A 19,709-nucleotide genomic window follows, 5' to 3' on the forward strand; every position below is an offset into this window, starting at 1 on the left:
CCATAGCATAAGCCATCATAACATAAATCATCATAACATAAACCATTATAACATAAACCATTATAACATAAAACATTATAAGATAAGCCATTATAAGATAAATTATTATAAAATCAAACAAACAAATCTAGTTATTGACAGCTAATAAAGCTACATAAAAGCCACCCCCTAATTAAAATAATATTAATTATCAATCAAAAAACATTAATAAATAAATGTTTATTATTAATAAGAACATGGAAAAAATGAAATCAATAATATGATATAATAAAAGTAGATGTTTATACTATAAAAATATTTTGGTATGCCTAAAAATTTGTATAAATATAAAAATATAACAAACATAATAAAAATATAATAAAATATTAATAAAGTTTAATATAATTAATAAATCTAATATATTGACAAAAAGTGAGTATTTCTTTGAAGATAAATTGGGGATAACTAATGGCAAAAAAATTAGATCTAAATAGTGTTGAAGAAAAATTATCTGAAAATAATTATATTCCTAATGAAAATATATCTACTGTAACATTTCTTGCTATTACACTTAAAAAACCTATTTTAGTTGAAGGACCTCCTGGAACAGGAAAAACACAGCTTGCTAAATCTATTGCAAATACATTTGAAAGAGATTTCTTTAGAATACAGTGTTATGAAGGAATAACTTTTGAACAAATTGTTGGAGAATGGAATTATCAAAAACAACTTCTAAGCCTTGAAATATCAAAGTTAAATAAAAGCCAAGAGGATGTTTTTAAAGAAGAATTTTTCATAAAAAGACCACTTTTATCTGCATTTATGAACAAAAAATCTTCTGTAATATTAATTGATGAAATTGATAAAGCTGATGAAGAAGTAGAAAGTTTTTTACTTCAAGCATTAGGAGAAAAACAAATAACTGTTAATGATTTAGGAACATTTGATTTAAATAATGATTTACTTGTCATAATGACATCAAACTCCCAAAGACAGCTACTTGATGAAACAAAAGATAGATGTTTATATTTATATATTGATTATCCTGATTTTGAAAGAGAAGTTGAAATTGTAAAATCTCATGTTCCCGAATCTTCTGAAAAACTAATCAAAAGTGTTGTGAAAACAACACAACGAATAAGAAAGCTTAAACTTAGTAAAAACCCTTCAATAAGAGCCACAATAGATTGGATTAGAAGCCTTATGATTCTTGAAAAAAAAGAGTTAGATGAAGAATCCTTCGATAAAACACTGAATGTAGCAATAAAAAGTGAAGAAGATGCTAAAAAGGTCAGGAAAAACATAAAAATAAAATAATAATATAAAATAATAAGATAATAAAATAGATAATAAAATAAAACAATAATATAAAATAATGATATAAAATAATAAGATAATAAAATAGATAATAAAATAAAATATAAAATAAACAAAAATAATAAGAAATAAATTAATACAAAGAAATATTAAAACAAAATAGAAATTATGATAAAAGATATAGTTAAATTTTCAGCAAAACTTAGGGAAAATGAAATTCCTGCTAGTATTCGAAGTACTGAATTAGCTTGTAAAGCTGCTCCATTAATAAATAAGAACAATGGAAACTTACAAGAAGCATTAGCAGCTATTTACTTAAAAGATCAAAGATACAGAAAAAAATTTGATACAGTTTATGAAAAATTCTTTATTGAAGAAGAAAATAAAGATGAAGGAAAAAAGGAATTTTCAACAGCTGGAAAAAAATCCCCCTTTAAAACATACGATGTTTCTGTAAGTAGTAAAAGAGTTTCTAGATATGATTCTGGAAAAGATGGAGAAAGCTACAGAATAAATTACATTCAAAATAGTCTAGCTGATATAAATAACAATGGAGATAGAGAAGGGAATTCTGAGCTTTTAAAAAATGACATTACAACCTTAAATATGCTTCAAGTAGACTTAGTTGATCTTTGTCAAAAATTAGGTGAAAAAATAGCTACTAAAAGATCTAGACAGAATAAAATTGCTAAAAAACAAAAGCCTGATATAAGAAGAAGTATTAGAAAGAATATGAAACATGGTGGAACTTTATTAGAGCTTATGAAAAGTAAACCAAAGATCAAAAAACATAACCATTATTTTTTAAGTGATATAAGTGTATCCTGTGATTGGATAAGTATGTGGTTTTTTTGTATGGTTTATACTGCCCAAAACTCATTTACTAAAGCTGAAGCATATGAATTTGACAATAAAACTGTTGAAATAACTCCTGCATTATTTGAAAATGATTTAAAAGATGCATTTATAAAAGTTATGAGAATAAGACATGAAAACTCCATGATTCAAGGTAAATCCAATATGTTTACAGCTTTTACTGAATTTGAAAAAAAAGCTAATCTAAATAGTAAGTCATATGTTCTTATTCTAAGTGATTGTAGGGATTGGAAAGGTCCTAAAGAGGGAAAAATTCCAAAAAGTGCAGAAATAATCGAAAATATGGTTAAAAAATCAAAAAGAGTCTTAATATTAAACCCTGAAGAAAAAAAGAAATGGAATGTTGCAGACAGCTGTGTTTCATACTATGAAGACGTTGGTGCTGAGCTATTTGAAGTAAGAAACTTAGAACAACTAGCAGAACTAATTACTGAAATCTAATAGATTATTCTATTTTATAAAAACTATATTCTTTATAGATAGCTTAATTGTTAGCTTATGATTTTATTATTGCTTTACAGGATTTTCACTTTCACATGGACCCCCCACTAAACAAAGACCACACCCATAAGCCTTTTCTGTTTCAATTCCAAGAGATTTCACATGTTTTTTTGCTTTTTTGCCATAAGACATATCAAAACATTTTAACTTATCAATACCATCTTCAGAAAGAGCATTTACTGGACATCTTTTAATGCAATCTTCACATTTTTCATCATGAAAATGTAAACAGTTAGCTGTACGATTTTCATAAGGTATTATGTCTGATTCAACTACTAAATTTGTGACAAATGATAAAAGTAGAACGGCTCTTCCTTTTTCAGTGATAAACCCCCCATTTAAACAGAATGTTCCTAATCCACATGTATAAGCAATATGTTTTTGAGACCAATTTGAATAAGCATTATCATCAATGACAATCTTAAAAAATTCTTGACTAGAAGGATCAACAACATTATATCCTTTTTCTTTTAAAATATGAACAATATAGTTAGAAAGGTCAGAAATGAAATCTTTTGCAAAACATCCCATTAAAATCCATTTTTTAGAAGGCATTTTTATTTCTTTATTACTTTCTATGATCTCATAACTTAAAGGCAAAACTATAGAGATCACTGTACCATTATCAATGGTTTTTCCATCAAAAAATAATTCATAAGCTTCAGTGGGAGTTAAATGAGATTCTTTTATTATCTCTTTAAAGCTATAAAACATTGGATCTTTTACAGATGCAAAACCTATTATAGGTTCTCTAAAAGCATTTCCATCTAAAAAATCAAAATAATTTTTCCCTTTTTCTGCCACATATCCTTTAATTTCATTTATCAAAAAATTTTTCATAAAAAACCTTCTATTTTTAACTTATACTAAGAATTTTTTGTTTCTTCCATTTTCTAACAGATTCTTGGATATCCTTTTAAAATAAACATCTTTCTAATTTATGCTTTTTATTCTATACCTTTTATTCTATGCCTTTTACTTTATGCTTTTACTTTATGTTTTTTACTTTATGTTTTTTATTTTATGCCTTTTATTTTGTGTTTTTTACTTTATTTGTTTATTTTACACTAAAGCTCTTTAAAAGATTATTAGAAGACACTTTTAAAGAATTATCATTTTTAACAATAGGTTTTAAAGTATATTTACCTTTTTTAGCTTTTAATTTCATAGTTAATGTTGCAGACTTAGTTTTATGAACCTTTAAGTTCTTAACAATCCAAGTCAAAATACGAGTCTTCTTATTAAATTTAACATTACCTACAGAAACTTTAGGTTTTTTATAAGTAAAACCCTTAGATAATTTATATGTTACTTTGAAACTAGATTTGCTTGGTCCAAGATTAGCTAAATTAGTTTTAAAAGTAACTATTCTTTTTTTAACAGATTTAGTATTCTTAATTTTTAGAACACTATAATTTGGAACAGTCAATTTACTAATTTTACTTGAATTAACATAAGAATTATCTCCTTCAAAAGTTGCACCAACAGTTAAGTTACCAGCACCCATAACTTTATAATTAAAGGTAGCTAGACCAACACCATTAGTAATAGCTTGACCAATAAATTTATTATTAACATAAAACTTAATAATCTTACCAGAAATAGCTTTACCCTGAGAATCCTTTAAAATAGCAGTTAATTTAGTAAATTTACCATAAAAACCTTTAAAATTATTAATAGATATTATAACACTTTGAGGACCATTATTTAAATAATTTCCTACTTTGTCCATTGATAAAGCACTATTTCCAATTTTTAATCCATTATTAGAATATAAATAATTATCAATAATAGTGTATGTTGCACCATCTAAACTTGATATTGACTTTATAGCATAATCCCCTCCCTTTTTATAGTAAGATATTATTTTGTTATTAGTAATAGTTGCATATCCTGAGTTACCAGCATAATAAATACCACCATGCCCCTTCATTTCGTCATTATTAGAAAAATCAATGTTACTAACATCAGTTCCCTTAACTGTAATGATATTACTAGTAATTATATCATATTTAGAAAATTTTGCAGCATAAGCAAACCCACCTTTACCAATACCAGTTAAAACATTATTAGATATTGTTGTATTAGATCCCATCCAAGATTCTATTAAGTAGAATATTTCACCATTAGCTACAATATTATTGTTTAAAATCTTTGTATATATTGCACTAGATCCCTCTATGTAAATTCCATACATTAAATTAGAATATAAAGATATGTTATTTTTCTCAATAGTTGTATTTTCAGCTGCTGATGAAATACCTGCAACATAATTTTTACACCTCATATTAATTGTATTTCCAGAAATTAGAGTATTTTTAATGTAATTAGAACTTAATGATATTCCATAAGAATAAAGACTTTCAGACAAGCTATTAAAATAAATCAAATTATCTAAAATTTTGTTATTTTCACTATAACCCTTAATATTAATACAATTTACACTACTAAGAGTCCCTAAGCTACTAGTTATATTAAAAAATATTTTCTGAATTATGTTATTTTCAGAATTTTCAATAGTCAATACAGATTCTGGCGAGTTTTTAAAAGGATCATAAACACCCCTAATATTAAGATTTTTAATTACAGAACCATCAGAACCCTGTATAAGTTTAATATAACCATTTGAAAAAACCGACTTGCTATTTTCTCTATCAATGACTAATCTTTTATCTATGATAATAGTTTTTTTATCTAGGTTAGACAATTTTAAAGTATCATTTTCCTTAATACCATCAGTCAAATCTTGTATACGTCCTTCATCATCAAAATAATCATGATAATTGGTTTCATTTATAACAATTTCTTTTGAAAAAACAGATCCAGTAAAGCTAATTACAATAATCAAGAAGATAATAGTAATAAAAATTATTTTATTCTTCATAATCTAACCTCTTATAATAAATCAATACATAATAAAAAATTATTTTTATTATTTATAAATTTTACTTTATAAATAATCAAATGTTCTTTAAAAATAATAAAATATATAGTAATATTAAAATTTATAAATAATAAAAACTTTAAAAGAGATTTTTCAAAAACATAATAAAAAATTAAATAAAATCATTAAGATTTTAAAAAATATAAAAAAGAATAAAATGAGTAAAAAAATTATAAATCCTCATAAAATAATAGAAAATTTCAAAATGTATTTTTAATCCTGTTTTTTCCAAAGCTAACTGTGAATATACTCATCACTACTAAAACTATAGCCAATAAAATATTGAAATAACTATCATAAAAATAATAAATAAGATACAAACTATTGTTTAATAAAGTGTTTCTTCAAGAATTATTAATAGCTGGAAATACTAGCAAAGTTTCATGAGAAAGATATACACTTAGCTATTGCTAAAGACATTGATAAATATAGAAAATAAGAAAAACTCGTACTAAGATCGAGGAAAAAAATAGTGATAAATAGAATAGGTGAGACCTTATTCTAAAAAAATTAATAAAAACATGCTAAAAAAGAAATAATATAATTTGGAAGGATGGAAAAAATTAAATTTTCCTTCCTAAAAGAAAAAAATAGTTTTTTATAATTTTTTATACACTAACATATCTTAAAGTAACTTTAGATTTTAATAAATTTCCAACTTTATCACTAACTATATTTTTAGGAATAGTGAGGAAATATTTAGTCTTTTTAGTTATTTTAGGAACTTTCATGTACAAATAATTATTTTTAACAGCAAACTTCACTGTAATTTTTTTACCTTTACTATTTTTAACAAGCAACTTTTTAAGATATTTAGAATTTATCTTAATACTTTCAGAAAATCTGATTTTAAGTGTTTGTTTTTTAGCTCTAACCTTCTTATAAGACTTAGTATTCTTATCTAAAACTTTAGGACTTGTTTTATCAATAGTATATTTAACAGTTTTCACTTTAGAATTTTTACCAAGAGTATCTTTAAAGTAGTAGCTAATAGTAGATGTTTTAGTAACAGTAATCGGACTTGTGTAAACTTTGTATGAACCTGAACCTACTTTATAGTATAATGTTTTTCCTGTTTGTTTTGGAAGTGAAACTTTCAAATTCTTATTATAAGCTCCTGATGCAATAGAAGGATTACCTGGAACATAATTCTTATTAATTGTATAACTAAAAGATTTAACACTAGAAGTATTACCACTAGCATCTTCATAATAATAACTTAAACTAGAAGACTTACCAATAGTGATAGGGCCATTATAAACCATATAATTTCCATTATCAATTTTATAATAGATTTTAAGACCATTTTCAGTTGGTAAGGAAACTTTTAAATCATTATAATAAGAACCACTGGAAACAGAAGGATTGCCAGGAACAAAATTATTCCTAATCACATAATTTAAAACAGTAACATTAGAAAACTGACCATCACCAACAACATCAGCATCATAACCAACAATTCTAAGAACACAAGATTCATTAACAATTATCTCAGAACCAGTAAGTAAAATTCTTGTTGGAGAAGTTCTAGGATCACTACCATCAATAGTATAATAAATCACACCTTTATCAACACTAACTTTAACAGTCACATTATTAAAGTAAGTACCAGAATCACCATCAACATCAACAACCGGAGGAACAAAATCATCAGCAATAGCATACAATTGACCACCAGCAGTAAAATACAAAGTACCATCAGCACCAATCACAGGATTATAAGCTCCTTCAACCTCATAACTCCACAAAAGAACACCATTACGATATGCAGACACACGAGAAGATTCAGCAACATAAATAGTACCATCAGCACCAATAGCAATATTTTCTGCAGAATCTCCAACAGAAGCATTATGAGTGTTACTACCTAAAATATTTCCACTATTAGCATCAATAATAATGTTTGATAAATAAATAAGCCCATTATTAGACACACTTAATTCAGGTGATGTGCGTGGAGCTGATGGAAAAGTTTGAGAATAATAATATAAAAATAAATTTTCACTTATCCATTTTTGAGTACCATCAGTATTCACAGCAATAACATATTTTTCAGAATTAGTGTTAGCATTGGTACCTTTATCAACAATAGCATAAATAATTCCATCATTACCAATTGTAATAGCAAAAAAACGATAATCTGTGAGAATTCTTTCATAACTACCATTAAGTGGGTTTATTTTATATAAGCCTCCTGCTGTTGTACTACCAAACATTGATCCAAATATAACATATCCATTAGGATCAATAAGTGGCAAAGTAACAGAACGAGGCAAAGTAATATTGAATATTAATTCACCATCCGGAGTAACAGCAAAAAAATTATTACCTGTTGACGTAGGAGAACGATAGCTATTAACATATATTGTGCCATCAGATCCAATTACTGGAGAAGTAGGGTACTTTGTAGCACCAGTTGGTTTTACTCCAATATCAAATCTCCATTTTTCAGTTCCATCATAATTAATTGCATACAATACTCCTTTAGTAAAAACATAAATAGTTTCATTATTTCCTATTGTAGGATAATAAGCTGCACTTCCACTTTCATTAATTAAACTATATTCCCATTTAACTGAACCATTTGCATAAAATGCATAAACCATATTATCTTTTGCACCATATATTGTACCATCAGACCCAATAGAAATATACAAATCAGAAGGAATAGTTTTATTATACTTAGTATTATTAGTTTGAGGACCAGCATAATCTGATTGTCCAGTTCCATTAACACCATTATAACCAGGACTTGGAGAATCCGCAGGACCAGTATAATTAAAATTAGTTGCATTAGTCTCTTCTGCAGAAACACCTGTTAAAACACAGCACACTGCAAAAAACAAAATAATCAACAAAGAAAAAAATTTAAAGTTAACCATAATTATCACGCATTTTTAAAAATATAAAAAAATTAAAAAATAAAAAAGTCATTAAATAACAATTAATGACCACAATTATTATTTTATTTAGCTTGGAAATTCAGTTCCATTTAGAGTATTATTATCCCACTCACTAGAAAATCCAAATAAAGTCAATAGATCTCCTTCTCCTCCAAAGAAATCATTATTAACTACTATAACTGGGTTAGGACTTGGATCATTAACTAAATCTCCAACTTCTACAGCACTATTATTTCCTTGAATTGTATTATCATCTAAATTCAAGTAAGCATAGTTCGGAGTATCAAAAGCTATTCCTATATTGCTTGAGTTAATAGTATTACCAGTAATAGTTGCATTTACAATACCATTGGTTGTAGCCATTCTACCAACAAATTGTATTCCATAGTTACTAACATCTGTAATAATATTGCTATCAATAGTTCCTAGGAAGTTTCCTCCAATGAACATACCAAAGTTAACATCACTTATTGTGTTGTTAGCTATAGTAGATGGTGAAAGAGAGCTTAAATCACCTAATGAAGAGTGGTGAACTAAGGATATTCCATTACCATTACCAACAGTCATATTAGTAATTGTATTACCAACAATAGTAACATCAGAAGATGCTCCGAAGAGATTTACTCCAGCACTACCATCTGAAATAGTACAGTTACTTATAGTAACACCAACAGTATTATTGCCCCTAATACCGTTTTGAGCATTAGCTATTATGGTAAAATTGTAAATTGAAAAACCAACAGTATTATCAATGATAAAAATGTGGTTAATACCATTTCCATAAAGAGTAGCTCCATTACCATTTAAAGTAAGATTTTCAACTGTACTAGGCACAGTTACAGTAAAATTACTGTAATCTCCATTAGGATCAAAGCTTAATACTGTATTATTATTTGCATTTGAAATATTACCTTGTGCCGAAGTTGTATTAGTAACATCATATGCCCATGCAGAGCTAGAAGCACATGCAAATAGTAATAGCATCAAAGCTGATCCCATTAAAATTTTAGTTTTCATATTTTGTTGTTCTCCTTTTTATTTTTTTTATTTAAAAATTGAAAGCGAACAAAAAACCCTTAGACATTATAAAGCTATTAACATGAAAGTAAATAATTTTATAATATTTCAATTAAAGCATTTTTAGAGTAATCTAAGCTTTCAATTTAAATAAATCTTAAAAAATTCCCTATTTAAAAAAATAAAAAAATAATAATAAACAAATATAATTTTATAAGATTTTCAAATATAACATACATATGATAATAAAAAAAGATTTCTCTTTTTATAATCATATCTATGATATGAATTTATTTACAATACGATATAAATGTTACGATTCAAAACTAAAACATACCTCATATAACACTAAAATTTTAATCATTTATCTTAAAGATAATATGATATATCTTATCATTTTAGATGAAAAATTACTTAAATTTAGAAATATGATTATATGAAGTTTCTTTTAGATTTTGAATTTCACTGCGTTGTTTATATAATCACTTTCAGTTATTTTTTTGTTATAATTCAACCATAGGTATTTATAAAGTGAGCGATGTGTAGAGTATTTAAAGAAATTAATCTTAATTGTAACACTTTTACCAACACCAATAGACGGAACTGTGATTTCCATAATATGATTATCATCATACCACATTAAAATCGTACTAGACTTTGCAACAGCACTACCAATATTACGAATTGTAATACTATAAATATTATCACTTCTTTTAATATCAGTAACCTTCAAATCAGGAAGATACTTATAATAATCATCCTTGAAAGTGAAATAATTATTATTATAATTATCCTCACTTACTTTCTTATTATAATTTAGTGTAACATACTTAGTCAAACGCTCACCAGTTGTTTGATTAGTAAAACCTATACCCCAGTCCTCATCATGATTACGATGATCTTCATTAAAGAAAAACACAGTTAAAGATACACTTCCACCAACTTTTAAAGATGGAACATCAATAATCTTATAATGCTCATCAGTAAGAGCCATTTTAAGTTGAGAAGCACCAACAGCTTTACCACCCTCATTTTTAATAGTCACATTATAAATAGTATGATTATAATACTTAGGATCATTCGGATACTTATCAGCTAAAAACAAACGAACAATACTAGTAACAACCAAATCACCACCACGAACAACAGATTTCAAACCAGAAGAACTAGGACTATAAGAATTACGAGTAATAGAATTCTTAAACTTCACAATATTATTATTATAATTAGACTCCTCTGCCACCTTATTAAAATTAACCTTTGCAAACTTACTCTTAGAGATTAAATTCTTGAAAAATTTAACTTTAACCCATTTAGATTTACCTGAACCTATTTTAGAAACCTTAACAGAATTATATTTTTTACCATAATAAACAATTAAAGAAGATTTAGAAGAGCTACTTTTACCAATATTTTTAATCTTAACATAACAATAAGAACCCTTAACCTTAGTAGAAGTAATAACAAGATCAACATTAGACTTACCGATTATAGAACTTCTAAACTTAACTTTATTATTATAATAATCAGACTCTTTGGATAACTTCTTATAATTAATCTCAGCAACTTTGGTTTTACTAGCTAAATTTTTATAAAATTTAACTTTAAGTATTTTAGTTTGACCTTTACCTATCTTAGGCACACTAACAACTTTATAATTTTTCTTATTATAATAAACTAATAAATTACATTTAGAAGATACAGCATTACCAATATTTTTAACTTTAACATACACAAAGCCATTTTTTGTTTTAGTGGAAACTATTTTCAAATCTGGAAGAACAATAGGCTTAGGTTTAACAGCTTTACTAGCCTTACCACTACTACCACTACTATTACTATTATTCTGACCATTATTTTCTAAAATATAGTTAAAAGTATATATAGGTGAAGGATTACCAGACACATCAACAGCTATTAAACGAAGAACAGTACTTTTATTTATTAACAAAGAACCATTCCATAAATTACCCCCTATAACTGGGTTAGAACCATCAATAGTATAATAAATAAATCCTTCTTCATTTATTGTTACATTAACAGTGATAGTCTTATTATACCTGCCACTTGGATTATTAACACTAATATATGGAGCCTTTTTATCATCAACAGTTACAATAAGTGTGAAAACATCGATATGATTACCTGTAGCAATAGTTAAACTAACAGTATAGTTCCCATTACTACTATACCTATGTGTTGGATTTCTCTCAGATGAAAATGTTCCATCTCCAAAATCCCAATAATAATAAAAACCATTACCATTAGTTCTATCAGTAAACTCAACATCCAAATTAGAACTATTATAAGTAAAATTCGCAACAGCTTTATTAAGAGCATATAAATTGTTTTCATCAACAAAATAAATAGTACCATCATTACCAATTATTATAGGACTTTTAACTGTACCTGTAGTCTTTTTCCATTTAAGAGTACCATTAGGGTTAATAGCTAAAATACCTGAAGTAGTACTTAGATAAATCACCCCATTTTTATCAATAACTGGACTAACATAAGATGAAGCAACACCACCATGATTATATTTCCATAAGATATTTCCATTATAAATTGCATATAACGCATTATTATAAACAATATATATAGTTCCATTAGAACTAATAGCTGGAGAGCCAAAGGCATTTAGCCCAGTGCTATTATCTCCCCATTTCCATAAAAGCTCTCCTTCAGGAGAAAAAGCATATAAACTAGTATTATTTATATAAAAATATTCCCATGTGAAATTATAAGGATAAGGACCATCTATATATCCATGAAAGATTTGACCACGAACTAATCCTTCATTCCATTCTCTACAAGTTGTTATATAAACAGTACCATCACTAGCAACTGTTATGGAATTATATTGAATTGAAGCACCATTTTGATCAAAAATATTCTCCCATAAAATATTACCATTACTTGTATTTACACAAATAAGCACAATACCTGTCTGATAAAAACTACCTACATCCAGATCATGAAGATCAGTTATATATAACCTACCATTAGATACAACAGGAGTCCCAAGAATATAAGGTTTTGTTATTATATTAACTCCACTCATTCGATCAACAGATCCATGAATTTGAATACTCCACCTTAAAACACCATTCTTATTAACAGAACCTAAAATACCATTTTTAGTAGTAAAATAAATATTTTCATATTCATCTAGAACCGGTGAAGAACCAGAATTCTGATCTCCAAGAGATCCAATGGTATACTTCCAATTTAAACTTCCATTAGGATTGATCGAGTATAATATATTTGCTCGATTAATAACATAAATAGCTCCACTTTCACCAACAACAGGAGAGTTTAATATAGTAGTTCCAGTGTTAAATTTCCATTTAAGAGAACCATCCTTGTTAAAAGCAGACACATTACCATTATTTTCACAAACATAGATAGTATTACCATCTTTGCTTAAAACTGGTGAGCCTGAAACATTTAACTTATTAGTCCATTGAGTTATATTGGAATCAACACCTGCATTTTCAGAAGAACTAGATTTACTAGTTGAGGACTTTGTCTCAGCAACCGAATAGCTTGTTTTATCAACCGAAGAATCATTTACACCAATTAAAGAATCATTTCCCACATTATTGGTTGAATTTTCATCTGCAGCAACAAAATTTAAAGCAGAAACACAAATCAAAACTAAAGATACTAAAAACAATATTCTTGACAGATTCGTTAATCTTATTGACTTAACATTCATAAATATTCGCCTATTTATTAATTACAATCATGGTATGATTTTAAAATTATATTTATTAAACTTTATTTATTATACTAAAATATATTTTAGTTAAATTACTTTTTTGTCTATTATTATTTAATAATTCTATTTTTATTCTAAAGTAAGAAAAAAATAATCTTAAAAATACTTTTAAAGCTAAAAAAAGTAATTTTAAGATCATTTCTAAATATATATCAATTTCTTTTTAAAAAAATAATAATTATAAATTATATATAAAAATTATATATCTATATATAATAACTATATATCTATGTATACTAATTATATATTTATGTATAATAATTATATATAAATTTATAATAAAATAATTATAAAAAAAATTTTTTTATAGAATAGTTCTCCTCCTATTAATATAACCAAAAATAAGGGCTATAATAAGTATAATGGCCATAATTATCCAACTAATTGGATTTTGGATAATTTCATTCATAGTAGGATTTTTAACTGTGATTTCACTAGATTTTCCAGAACCTTCAGCTCCTCCAGAAGAAGAACTTAATGAAGGTTTTTGGCTCACACCAATTCCCAATCCATTACTACTTTGAACTGAACTTTGATAATTAGTTGAATCCTGAGAATTAGAATTTTGACTTGAATAATCAGAATTAGAGTTTGAAGAAAACAAACTTGCAAATGATTGTGCTTGATTTAACATAAATTTAGTAAAACCAAATCCAAATCCATCTCCCCATCCATCACCTGAACCAGAGCCATCACCATTACCATCACCCCAACCATTACCAGAATCATCACCAGAACCAGGGTTTTGTGAACTATTAGTGTCATTAAAATCCTTAAAAACAGGTATTACACCAAAACCAGAAATTTCATATAAATCATCAAAAATAGGATCCATATATTCAAATTCCCTATCCCAATTTATACTAGCACCAAAGCCATAATAATCAACAGAAACATCACCAGTTAAATCAGAAAAATCAACAGTTAAAGTAGCAACACCATTAACAAGCTGAACAAGAAAAACCTTAGAACCAATAGTGAAAGTCATAATCCCATCAGGAATATTACTCGCAATCGTACCCTTATCAGTGAAAATAGGGACATTATTCGAAACTTCGCCATTAGCATCACTAATAATATAAGCAGTATAAGTAGAAATACCAGTCCTAATAAGCTTAATATGCATTGCAATAAAATCAATACCACAACAAAAGCCTTTAACTAAGTTTGCCTGAAATACTGCCCCACCATTGTGAGGACCACCAAGTCCATTAGTAATTATATTATTAGAAACAAGATTAGTACTAGTATGCCAAACTACTCCTTCTGGAATGGATTCTATAACACTGAAAATGAGATTTTCAACCATAGTAAAATTTGAAATCCAAGTATTAAAACTAATACTAACAGATTCATTTTCAAAAGTATTTTTATATATTAAAATATTATCACAAATACCCGATATGAAATTCAAACCAACACCACTACGAAATTCAAAATATGTAATACCACCATAATTCCAATAAGTTGGAGCTCCATTGAAAGATAAATTAGACTCTGATACTGACAAATTTTTAACAGAATCTATACCAATTCCATGTCGATTTTCAATAATATTACAACCCTTGATAAATAAGGAAATTACATTATTAATATGAATTCCATAGATACCACTATTAGAGGAGTTTTGACCACAACCTTTAATAAGAGAACTTAAAATATTGGTTCCATTAGAATTAATAATTTGAATACCATTAGCACTAGAATTAATAATATTAAGGTATCTCAAATCTATATTAGTAGAACCATTAACCACAATTCCCTTATTACCACCATTAATTGTTGAATCACTAATAACAACATTATGTGAATTATCTAAAACTATTCCATTATCACAATCTTCAATCAAAAGACCATTTAAATTAATATTAGAACTTGAATTTGAATAAACAGAAGAATTATAACCTCTGAAAATGAATCCAGTAATATTAAGACTAGAAACATTTGGACCAATAATAAAAGCAATCTTATCTTTAGAACCAATAAATTTAGTACCAACATTTGAAACAATATTCAAATTTTTATTAATTTTTAAAGACAAATTATTATATTTAGTTCCAACAAACTCCACAGTATCATTATCATTCGCATTATCAATAATACTTTGAATATCATCTGAACCATTATATTGACTTTCATCATCAACATAAACAGCTTGAACACTACTCAAAGACAAAAAAACCAAAAACACAAAAGAAAAAGCTAATAAAAACTTAAATCCACTATTAAAATGGTCTTTTCCAAATACAGATAAAAACATATCAACCTCCAACATCCAATATAACATATTTTAGATAAGATATTATAAAAAACTAAAAAACTAATCAACGAAAATAACATCTTTTCATATCTATAACATATATACAAAAGAAATATATAAATGTTTCACCAACAAAAAACAATCCCAAAAAATAGTTTCCATCGTGCATAAAATCAAAAATGTTTTATCATAAAGACTAAAACAAAAAAAGCACTATTAAAGCCTAGAAGAAAGATAAAGCTACTTATTAAGACCAGAAAAACAGCAAGAAAGAAAAGACTAAAAAAGACCAAAATAAATATAATCATAATAAAGTCGATGAAAGTAGAAAAAATAGAAAAATAAAGAAAAAATCAAGATAATTAATAACTTGAGAAAATTTCAAATCCCTATATCCAACCCTATTAGATAGTGGTCTGAACCCCTAACATCAAATAAAATATAACTATCTACTACATTACTTTTAAATTCTTCATTTACAAAGAAATAATCAAGTCTCCCCTCGACATTTCTATCTTTTGCCCTTGTTCGATAACTCCACCAATTATATTGTTCAGTTTTGTCATTGAACATTATGAAGGTGTCTACATATCCTGAGCTTAAGAATTTGTCTATCCATTCTCTTTCTATTAACTTATTATATAAAATAATTTCTTTATTAATAAAAAAATAAATATAAAACAAAACTGATTTTTATGATATCTAGTTTTTTTAAAGGAAAGAAAGTTAAAATAATACATCAATCACCTAAACTAGAGTGGTCTGAATAAAGAACAAGTGAAACATAGAATAATAATATTAATCATGAAATCTAGAAATTCACAGACCCATATACAATTATATTATAAAAACAAAGAATATAAAATTTACTAAAAATAATAGAAAAAATATGTCTTAATATACCAAATTTTAATTAATATGTCTTAAAATAGTTAATTATAACAATAATAGCATATAATATCTAAAAACAGTTAATAACTCTAATTAAAATTAAATTAAAAAAATAATTTTTATACAGTTACTAAATTAGCATCCCATTTAGGTATATTAATGTCATTAGCAATGCTTGCATTAGTTACTTTAATTTCTTCATGATTACTAACTGGAAGAGTAAAAATAGCATTAACAAATATCTCATAATCAGAAGATTTTTAATAAATATCACAACTTTTACATGATACTTATCAGATCAGGATGATTATAAAATCAAAAGATTAAACCACACCCTGAGCAAGCATTGCATTAGCTACTTTTATAAAGCCTACAATATTAGCACCAACTACATAATTACCTTCAGCACCATATTTTTTAGAAGCTTCATCTATATTTTTATATATATTAACCATTATCTTTTTTAGTTTAGAGTCAACCTCTTCAAATGTCCAAGATAAGCGTGAACTACGTTGAGCCATCTCTAAAGCACTTGTTGCAACTCCACCAGCATTTGCAGCTTTGCCTGGGAGATAAACAAGATTACTATTTAAAAATACGTTTATAGCTTTCAATGTTGAAGGCATATTTGCCCCTTCAGCTACATAATTTGTTCCATTGGAAACTATAATCATTGCAGATTCTTCACTTAATTCATTTTGAGTTGCACAAGGCAAAGCTATGTCGCATTTAACATTCCATATAACACTATTTTCAATGTATTCAGCAGTTAAATCTTCCTTTTTGAAATAATTTAGATAATCCGATATTCTGCCTCGATTAACTTCCTTGATCTCTTTTATAAAAGGTATATATAAACCATTTTCGTCATGAATATAACCAGAAGAATCACACATAGCTATTACTTTTGCCCCCATCATCACAGCTTTTTCTGCAGCATAAATAGCTACATTCCCAGAACCAGAAATAACAACCTTCTTATCTTTAAAAGAATCATTTCTAACTCTTAAAGCTTCATCAAGAATGTAAATAAGACCATAACCAGTAGCTTCTTTTCGTACAAGAGAACCTCCAAATTCCATTGGCGCACCAGTTAATACAGCTACATGGACAGTAGATAGCTTTTTATATTGACCAAACAAATAAGCTACCTCTCTTCCACTAACACCCATATCTCCTGCTGGAATATCAGTATCTGGACCTATAAATCTAAAAAGTTCACTCATAAAATTCTGACAGAACCTCATAACTTCTCCATCAGACTTTCCCTTTGGATTAAAGTCACTTCCTCCTTTAGCTCCACCAATTGACATACCTGTGAGACTATTTTTAAAAATTTGCTCAAAACCTAGAAATTTAAGAATAGACAAATTTACAGTAGGATGGAAACGAAGTCCACCTTTATATGGACCTACTGCACTATTAAATTGGACTCTAAAGCCTCTGTTTACTTGTATCTCCCCATTATCATCAACCCAAGGAACTCTAAACATTACTATTCTTTCAGGTTCAACTAATCTCTCAAGAACATTATTTTCCTCATATTCAGGATGTTCATCAAGAACAGGAACTATAGATTCTAAAATTTCAGTTGCTGCATCAATAAATTCCACTTGATCATGATTTTTAGCTTTTAAATCTTTTAAGATTCGTTTTACATAGGAAATAAAATCACCTCAATTATTAGTTCATTTAAAAAAAAAAAAGTTATACTTAAATAATTTCAATTTAAACAATTTCAACTCTAATAATCCCTATTTAAATAATTTGAGTATATTTTTTGTTTTTAATTTTGTATTATTTATTAATAAATTTATTAATAAAATTTTACTTTTTTAATTAAATTAACATTAGATATTTATAAATATTATAAATATTATTAATACTATTAATCTTATCATTATTACTATTATTATTAGTATTACTAATATTAGTATTATTACTACTATTATTAATAATTAAAGGAATAATAAAACTCAAATCTCTATCTTCAAACCTATTGGACAATGGTCTGACCCCATAACATCAGATAAAATATAGCTATCCACTACATTATCCTGGAATTCTTCATTTACAAAGAAATAATCTAATCTCCAACCAACATTACGGTCTCTGGCTCGTGTACGATAACTCCACCAAGTATATTGTTCTGGTTTGTCATTGAACATTCTAAATGTATCTAAATATCCATTAGCTAAAAATTTATCTATCCATTCTCGCTCAACAGGCATGAATCCTGAAACTTTCTCATTTTCTTTTGGCCTAGCTATATCTATTGGTTTATGTGCAGTGTTTAAATCACCACATATCACGAGATTGTTTCCAGCATCACGGAGATTGTTGGTGTAGTCTAGAAATGCATCATAAAAGTCGAGTTTGTATTGTAGGCGGTCCTCCCCCATACCACCATTAGGCCAATAAAGATTAAGAAGTATGAAATCATCGAAGTCAAATCTTTGAAACCTACCTTCGTGGTCAAATTTATCAATCCCCATAGTTATAGCTGTTTCTTTTGGTTTTAAAGCAGAATATGTAGCTACACCACTGTATCCTTTTCTTTCTGCTGGATTAAAATAGCTATGATAACCTTCAACGTGTTTTAATTTGCGAGGTAGCTGTTCAACTTGAGCTTTAATTTCCTGAAGACATAAAATATCTGGTTTAGCATTAGAAAACCATTCGAAAAAACCTTTTCTAGCTACTGCACGAATCCCATTTACATTCCATGAAATTAGGTTAATATTTGTAATAGAAACTCCTCCTATTGTTATAATTACATTAAATTAATATAATTATTATTAAATATGATTATTATTAACAAAATATTTAAATATTATTATATTTATTTAAAATATTATATTTATAAATATTATTCAATAGTTTAAATATCATTTAATGGAGTAAATATTACTTAATAGCTTAAATAATTAATAAATAAAATATTAATTAATATAAAATGATTATTATAATAATAAATAATCATGAAAATAAGATTAAAAATAATAGTTAGAGCAATGCAAAAAGAATAAACTATCAAAAGTAGTATTAAATTTATTAAAAATAGTATTAAATAAAACAGTATTAAATAAAATAATATTAAGCTTATTAAAAATAGCGTTAAATAAAACAGTATTAAATAAAATATTATTAAATAAAAAAAATAGTTGTATAATTTATAAAAAATAGTTGTATGATCTATAAAAAAATAATTATATAATATTATATAAAATATAAATA

Annotated in this window: 11 protein-coding genes; 2 read left to right on the plus strand and 9 right to left on the minus strand. The window is 26.5% G+C overall.

Annotated features, from left to right (window positions below):
- Positions 1-447 precede the first annotated feature (447 nt).
- Positions 448-1,296: an AAA family ATPase gene (locus MBBAR_RS03010; protein ID WP_080459795.1), complete on the plus strand. Its 849-nt coding sequence runs from the start codon at positions 448-450 to the stop codon at positions 1,294-1,296.
- Between the two features lie 168 nt (positions 1,297-1,464).
- Positions 1,465-2,613, plus strand: coding sequence for a VWA domain-containing protein (locus MBBAR_RS03015; RefSeq protein WP_080459796.1), 1,149 nt, complete (start codon positions 1,465-1,467; stop codon positions 2,611-2,613).
- 66 nt (positions 2,614-2,679) lie between these two features.
- Here the strand turns inward: MBBAR_RS03015 and MBBAR_RS03020 are convergent, their stop codons facing one another.
- The 9 genes from MBBAR_RS03020 to xth all read right to left on the minus strand — a co-directional run bounded on the left by MBBAR_RS03020 (position 2,680) and on the right by xth (position 19,222).
- Positions 2,680-3,513 (minus strand): hypothetical protein, encoded by an 834-nt coding sequence (locus MBBAR_RS03020; protein ID WP_080459797.1) that lies wholly within the window; start codon positions 3,511-3,513, stop codon positions 2,680-2,682.
- Between the two features lie 217 nt (positions 3,514-3,730).
- Positions 3,731-5,557 (minus strand): DUF11 domain-containing protein, encoded by a 1,827-nt coding sequence (locus MBBAR_RS03025; RefSeq protein ID WP_080459798.1) that lies wholly within the window; start codon positions 5,555-5,557, stop codon positions 3,731-3,733.
- A 668-nt stretch (positions 5,558-6,225) separates the two neighbouring features.
- Positions 6,226-8,499 (minus strand): chitobiase/beta-hexosaminidase C-terminal domain-containing protein, encoded by a 2,274-nt coding sequence (locus tag MBBAR_RS03030; protein WP_080459799.1) that lies wholly within the window; start codon positions 8,497-8,499, stop codon positions 6,226-6,228.
- A gap of 87 nt (positions 8,500-8,586) precedes the next feature.
- Positions 8,587-9,537, minus strand: coding sequence for a right-handed parallel beta-helix repeat-containing protein (locus tag MBBAR_RS03035; protein ID WP_080459800.1), 951 nt, complete (start codon positions 9,535-9,537; stop codon positions 8,587-8,589).
- A gap of 448 nt (positions 9,538-9,985) precedes the next feature.
- On the minus strand, positions 9,986-13,258 hold the full coding sequence (locus MBBAR_RS03040) for an outer membrane protein assembly factor BamB family protein (protein ID WP_080459801.1): 3,273 nt from the start codon (positions 13,256-13,258) through the stop codon (positions 9,986-9,988).
- A gap of 367 nt (positions 13,259-13,625) precedes the next feature.
- Entirely contained in the window at positions 13,626-15,581 is a 1,956-nt protein-coding gene (locus MBBAR_RS03045; protein ID WP_158082513.1) for a NosD domain-containing protein, read from the minus strand.
- 381 nt (positions 15,582-15,962) lie between these two features.
- Complete coding sequence (locus MBBAR_RS03050) at positions 15,963-16,265, minus strand: endonuclease/exonuclease/phosphatase family protein (protein WP_346218173.1); 303 nt, start codon at positions 16,263-16,265, stop codon at positions 15,963-15,965.
- Positions 16,266-16,795: 530 nt separating this feature from the next.
- A complete protein-coding gene (gene gdhA, locus MBBAR_RS03055) occupies positions 16,796-18,139 on the minus strand; it encodes an NADP-specific glutamate dehydrogenase (protein ID WP_080459804.1) in 1,344 nt (447 codons plus the stop codon).
- 309 nt (positions 18,140-18,448) lie between these two features.
- Positions 18,449-19,222 carry an exodeoxyribonuclease III gene (gene xth / locus MBBAR_RS03060; protein ID WP_080459805.1) on the minus strand — a complete coding sequence of 258 codons (774 nt, stop codon included), beginning with the start codon at positions 19,220-19,222 and terminating at the stop codon, positions 18,449-18,451.
- Positions 19,223-19,709 lie beyond the last annotated feature (487 nt).

Origin of the sequence: Methanobrevibacter arboriphilus JCM 13429 = DSM 1125, from assembly GCF_002072215.1 — an archaeon.
In the GTDB taxonomy this organism is placed as follows: domain Archaea; phylum Methanobacteriota; class Methanobacteria; order Methanobacteriales; family Methanobacteriaceae; genus Methanobinarius; species Methanobinarius arboriphilicus.

What these genes read in the sequence shown, in the direction of transcription:
- MBBAR_RS03010 (WP_080459795.1), top strand. Translation starts at nt 448, where the DNA reads ATGGCAAAAAAATTAGATCTAAATAGTGTTGAAGAAAAATTATCTGAA.
- MBBAR_RS03015 (WP_080459796.1), top strand. Translation starts at nt 1,465, where the DNA reads ATGATAAAAGATATAGTTAAATTTTCAGCAAAACTTAGGGAAAATGAA.
- MBBAR_RS03020 (WP_080459797.1), bottom strand. Translation starts at nt 3,513, where the DNA reads ATGAAAAATTTTTTGATAAATGAAATTAAAGGATATGTGGCAGAAAAA.
- MBBAR_RS03025 (WP_080459798.1), bottom strand. Translation starts at nt 5,557, where the DNA reads ATGAAGAATAAAATAATTTTTATTACTATTATCTTCTTGATTATTGTA.
- MBBAR_RS03030 (WP_080459799.1), bottom strand. Translation starts at nt 8,499, where the DNA reads ATGGTTAACTTTAAATTTTTTTCTTTGTTGATTATTTTGTTTTTTGCA.
- MBBAR_RS03035 (WP_080459800.1), bottom strand. Translation starts at nt 9,537, where the DNA reads ATGAAAACTAAAATTTTAATGGGATCAGCTTTGATGCTATTACTATTT.
- MBBAR_RS03040 (WP_080459801.1), bottom strand. Translation starts at nt 13,258, where the DNA reads ATGAATGTTAAGTCAATAAGATTAACGAATCTGTCAAGAATATTGTTT.
- MBBAR_RS03045 (WP_158082513.1), bottom strand. Translation starts at nt 15,581, where the DNA reads ATGTTTTTATCTGTATTTGGAAAAGACCATTTTAATAGTGGATTTAAG.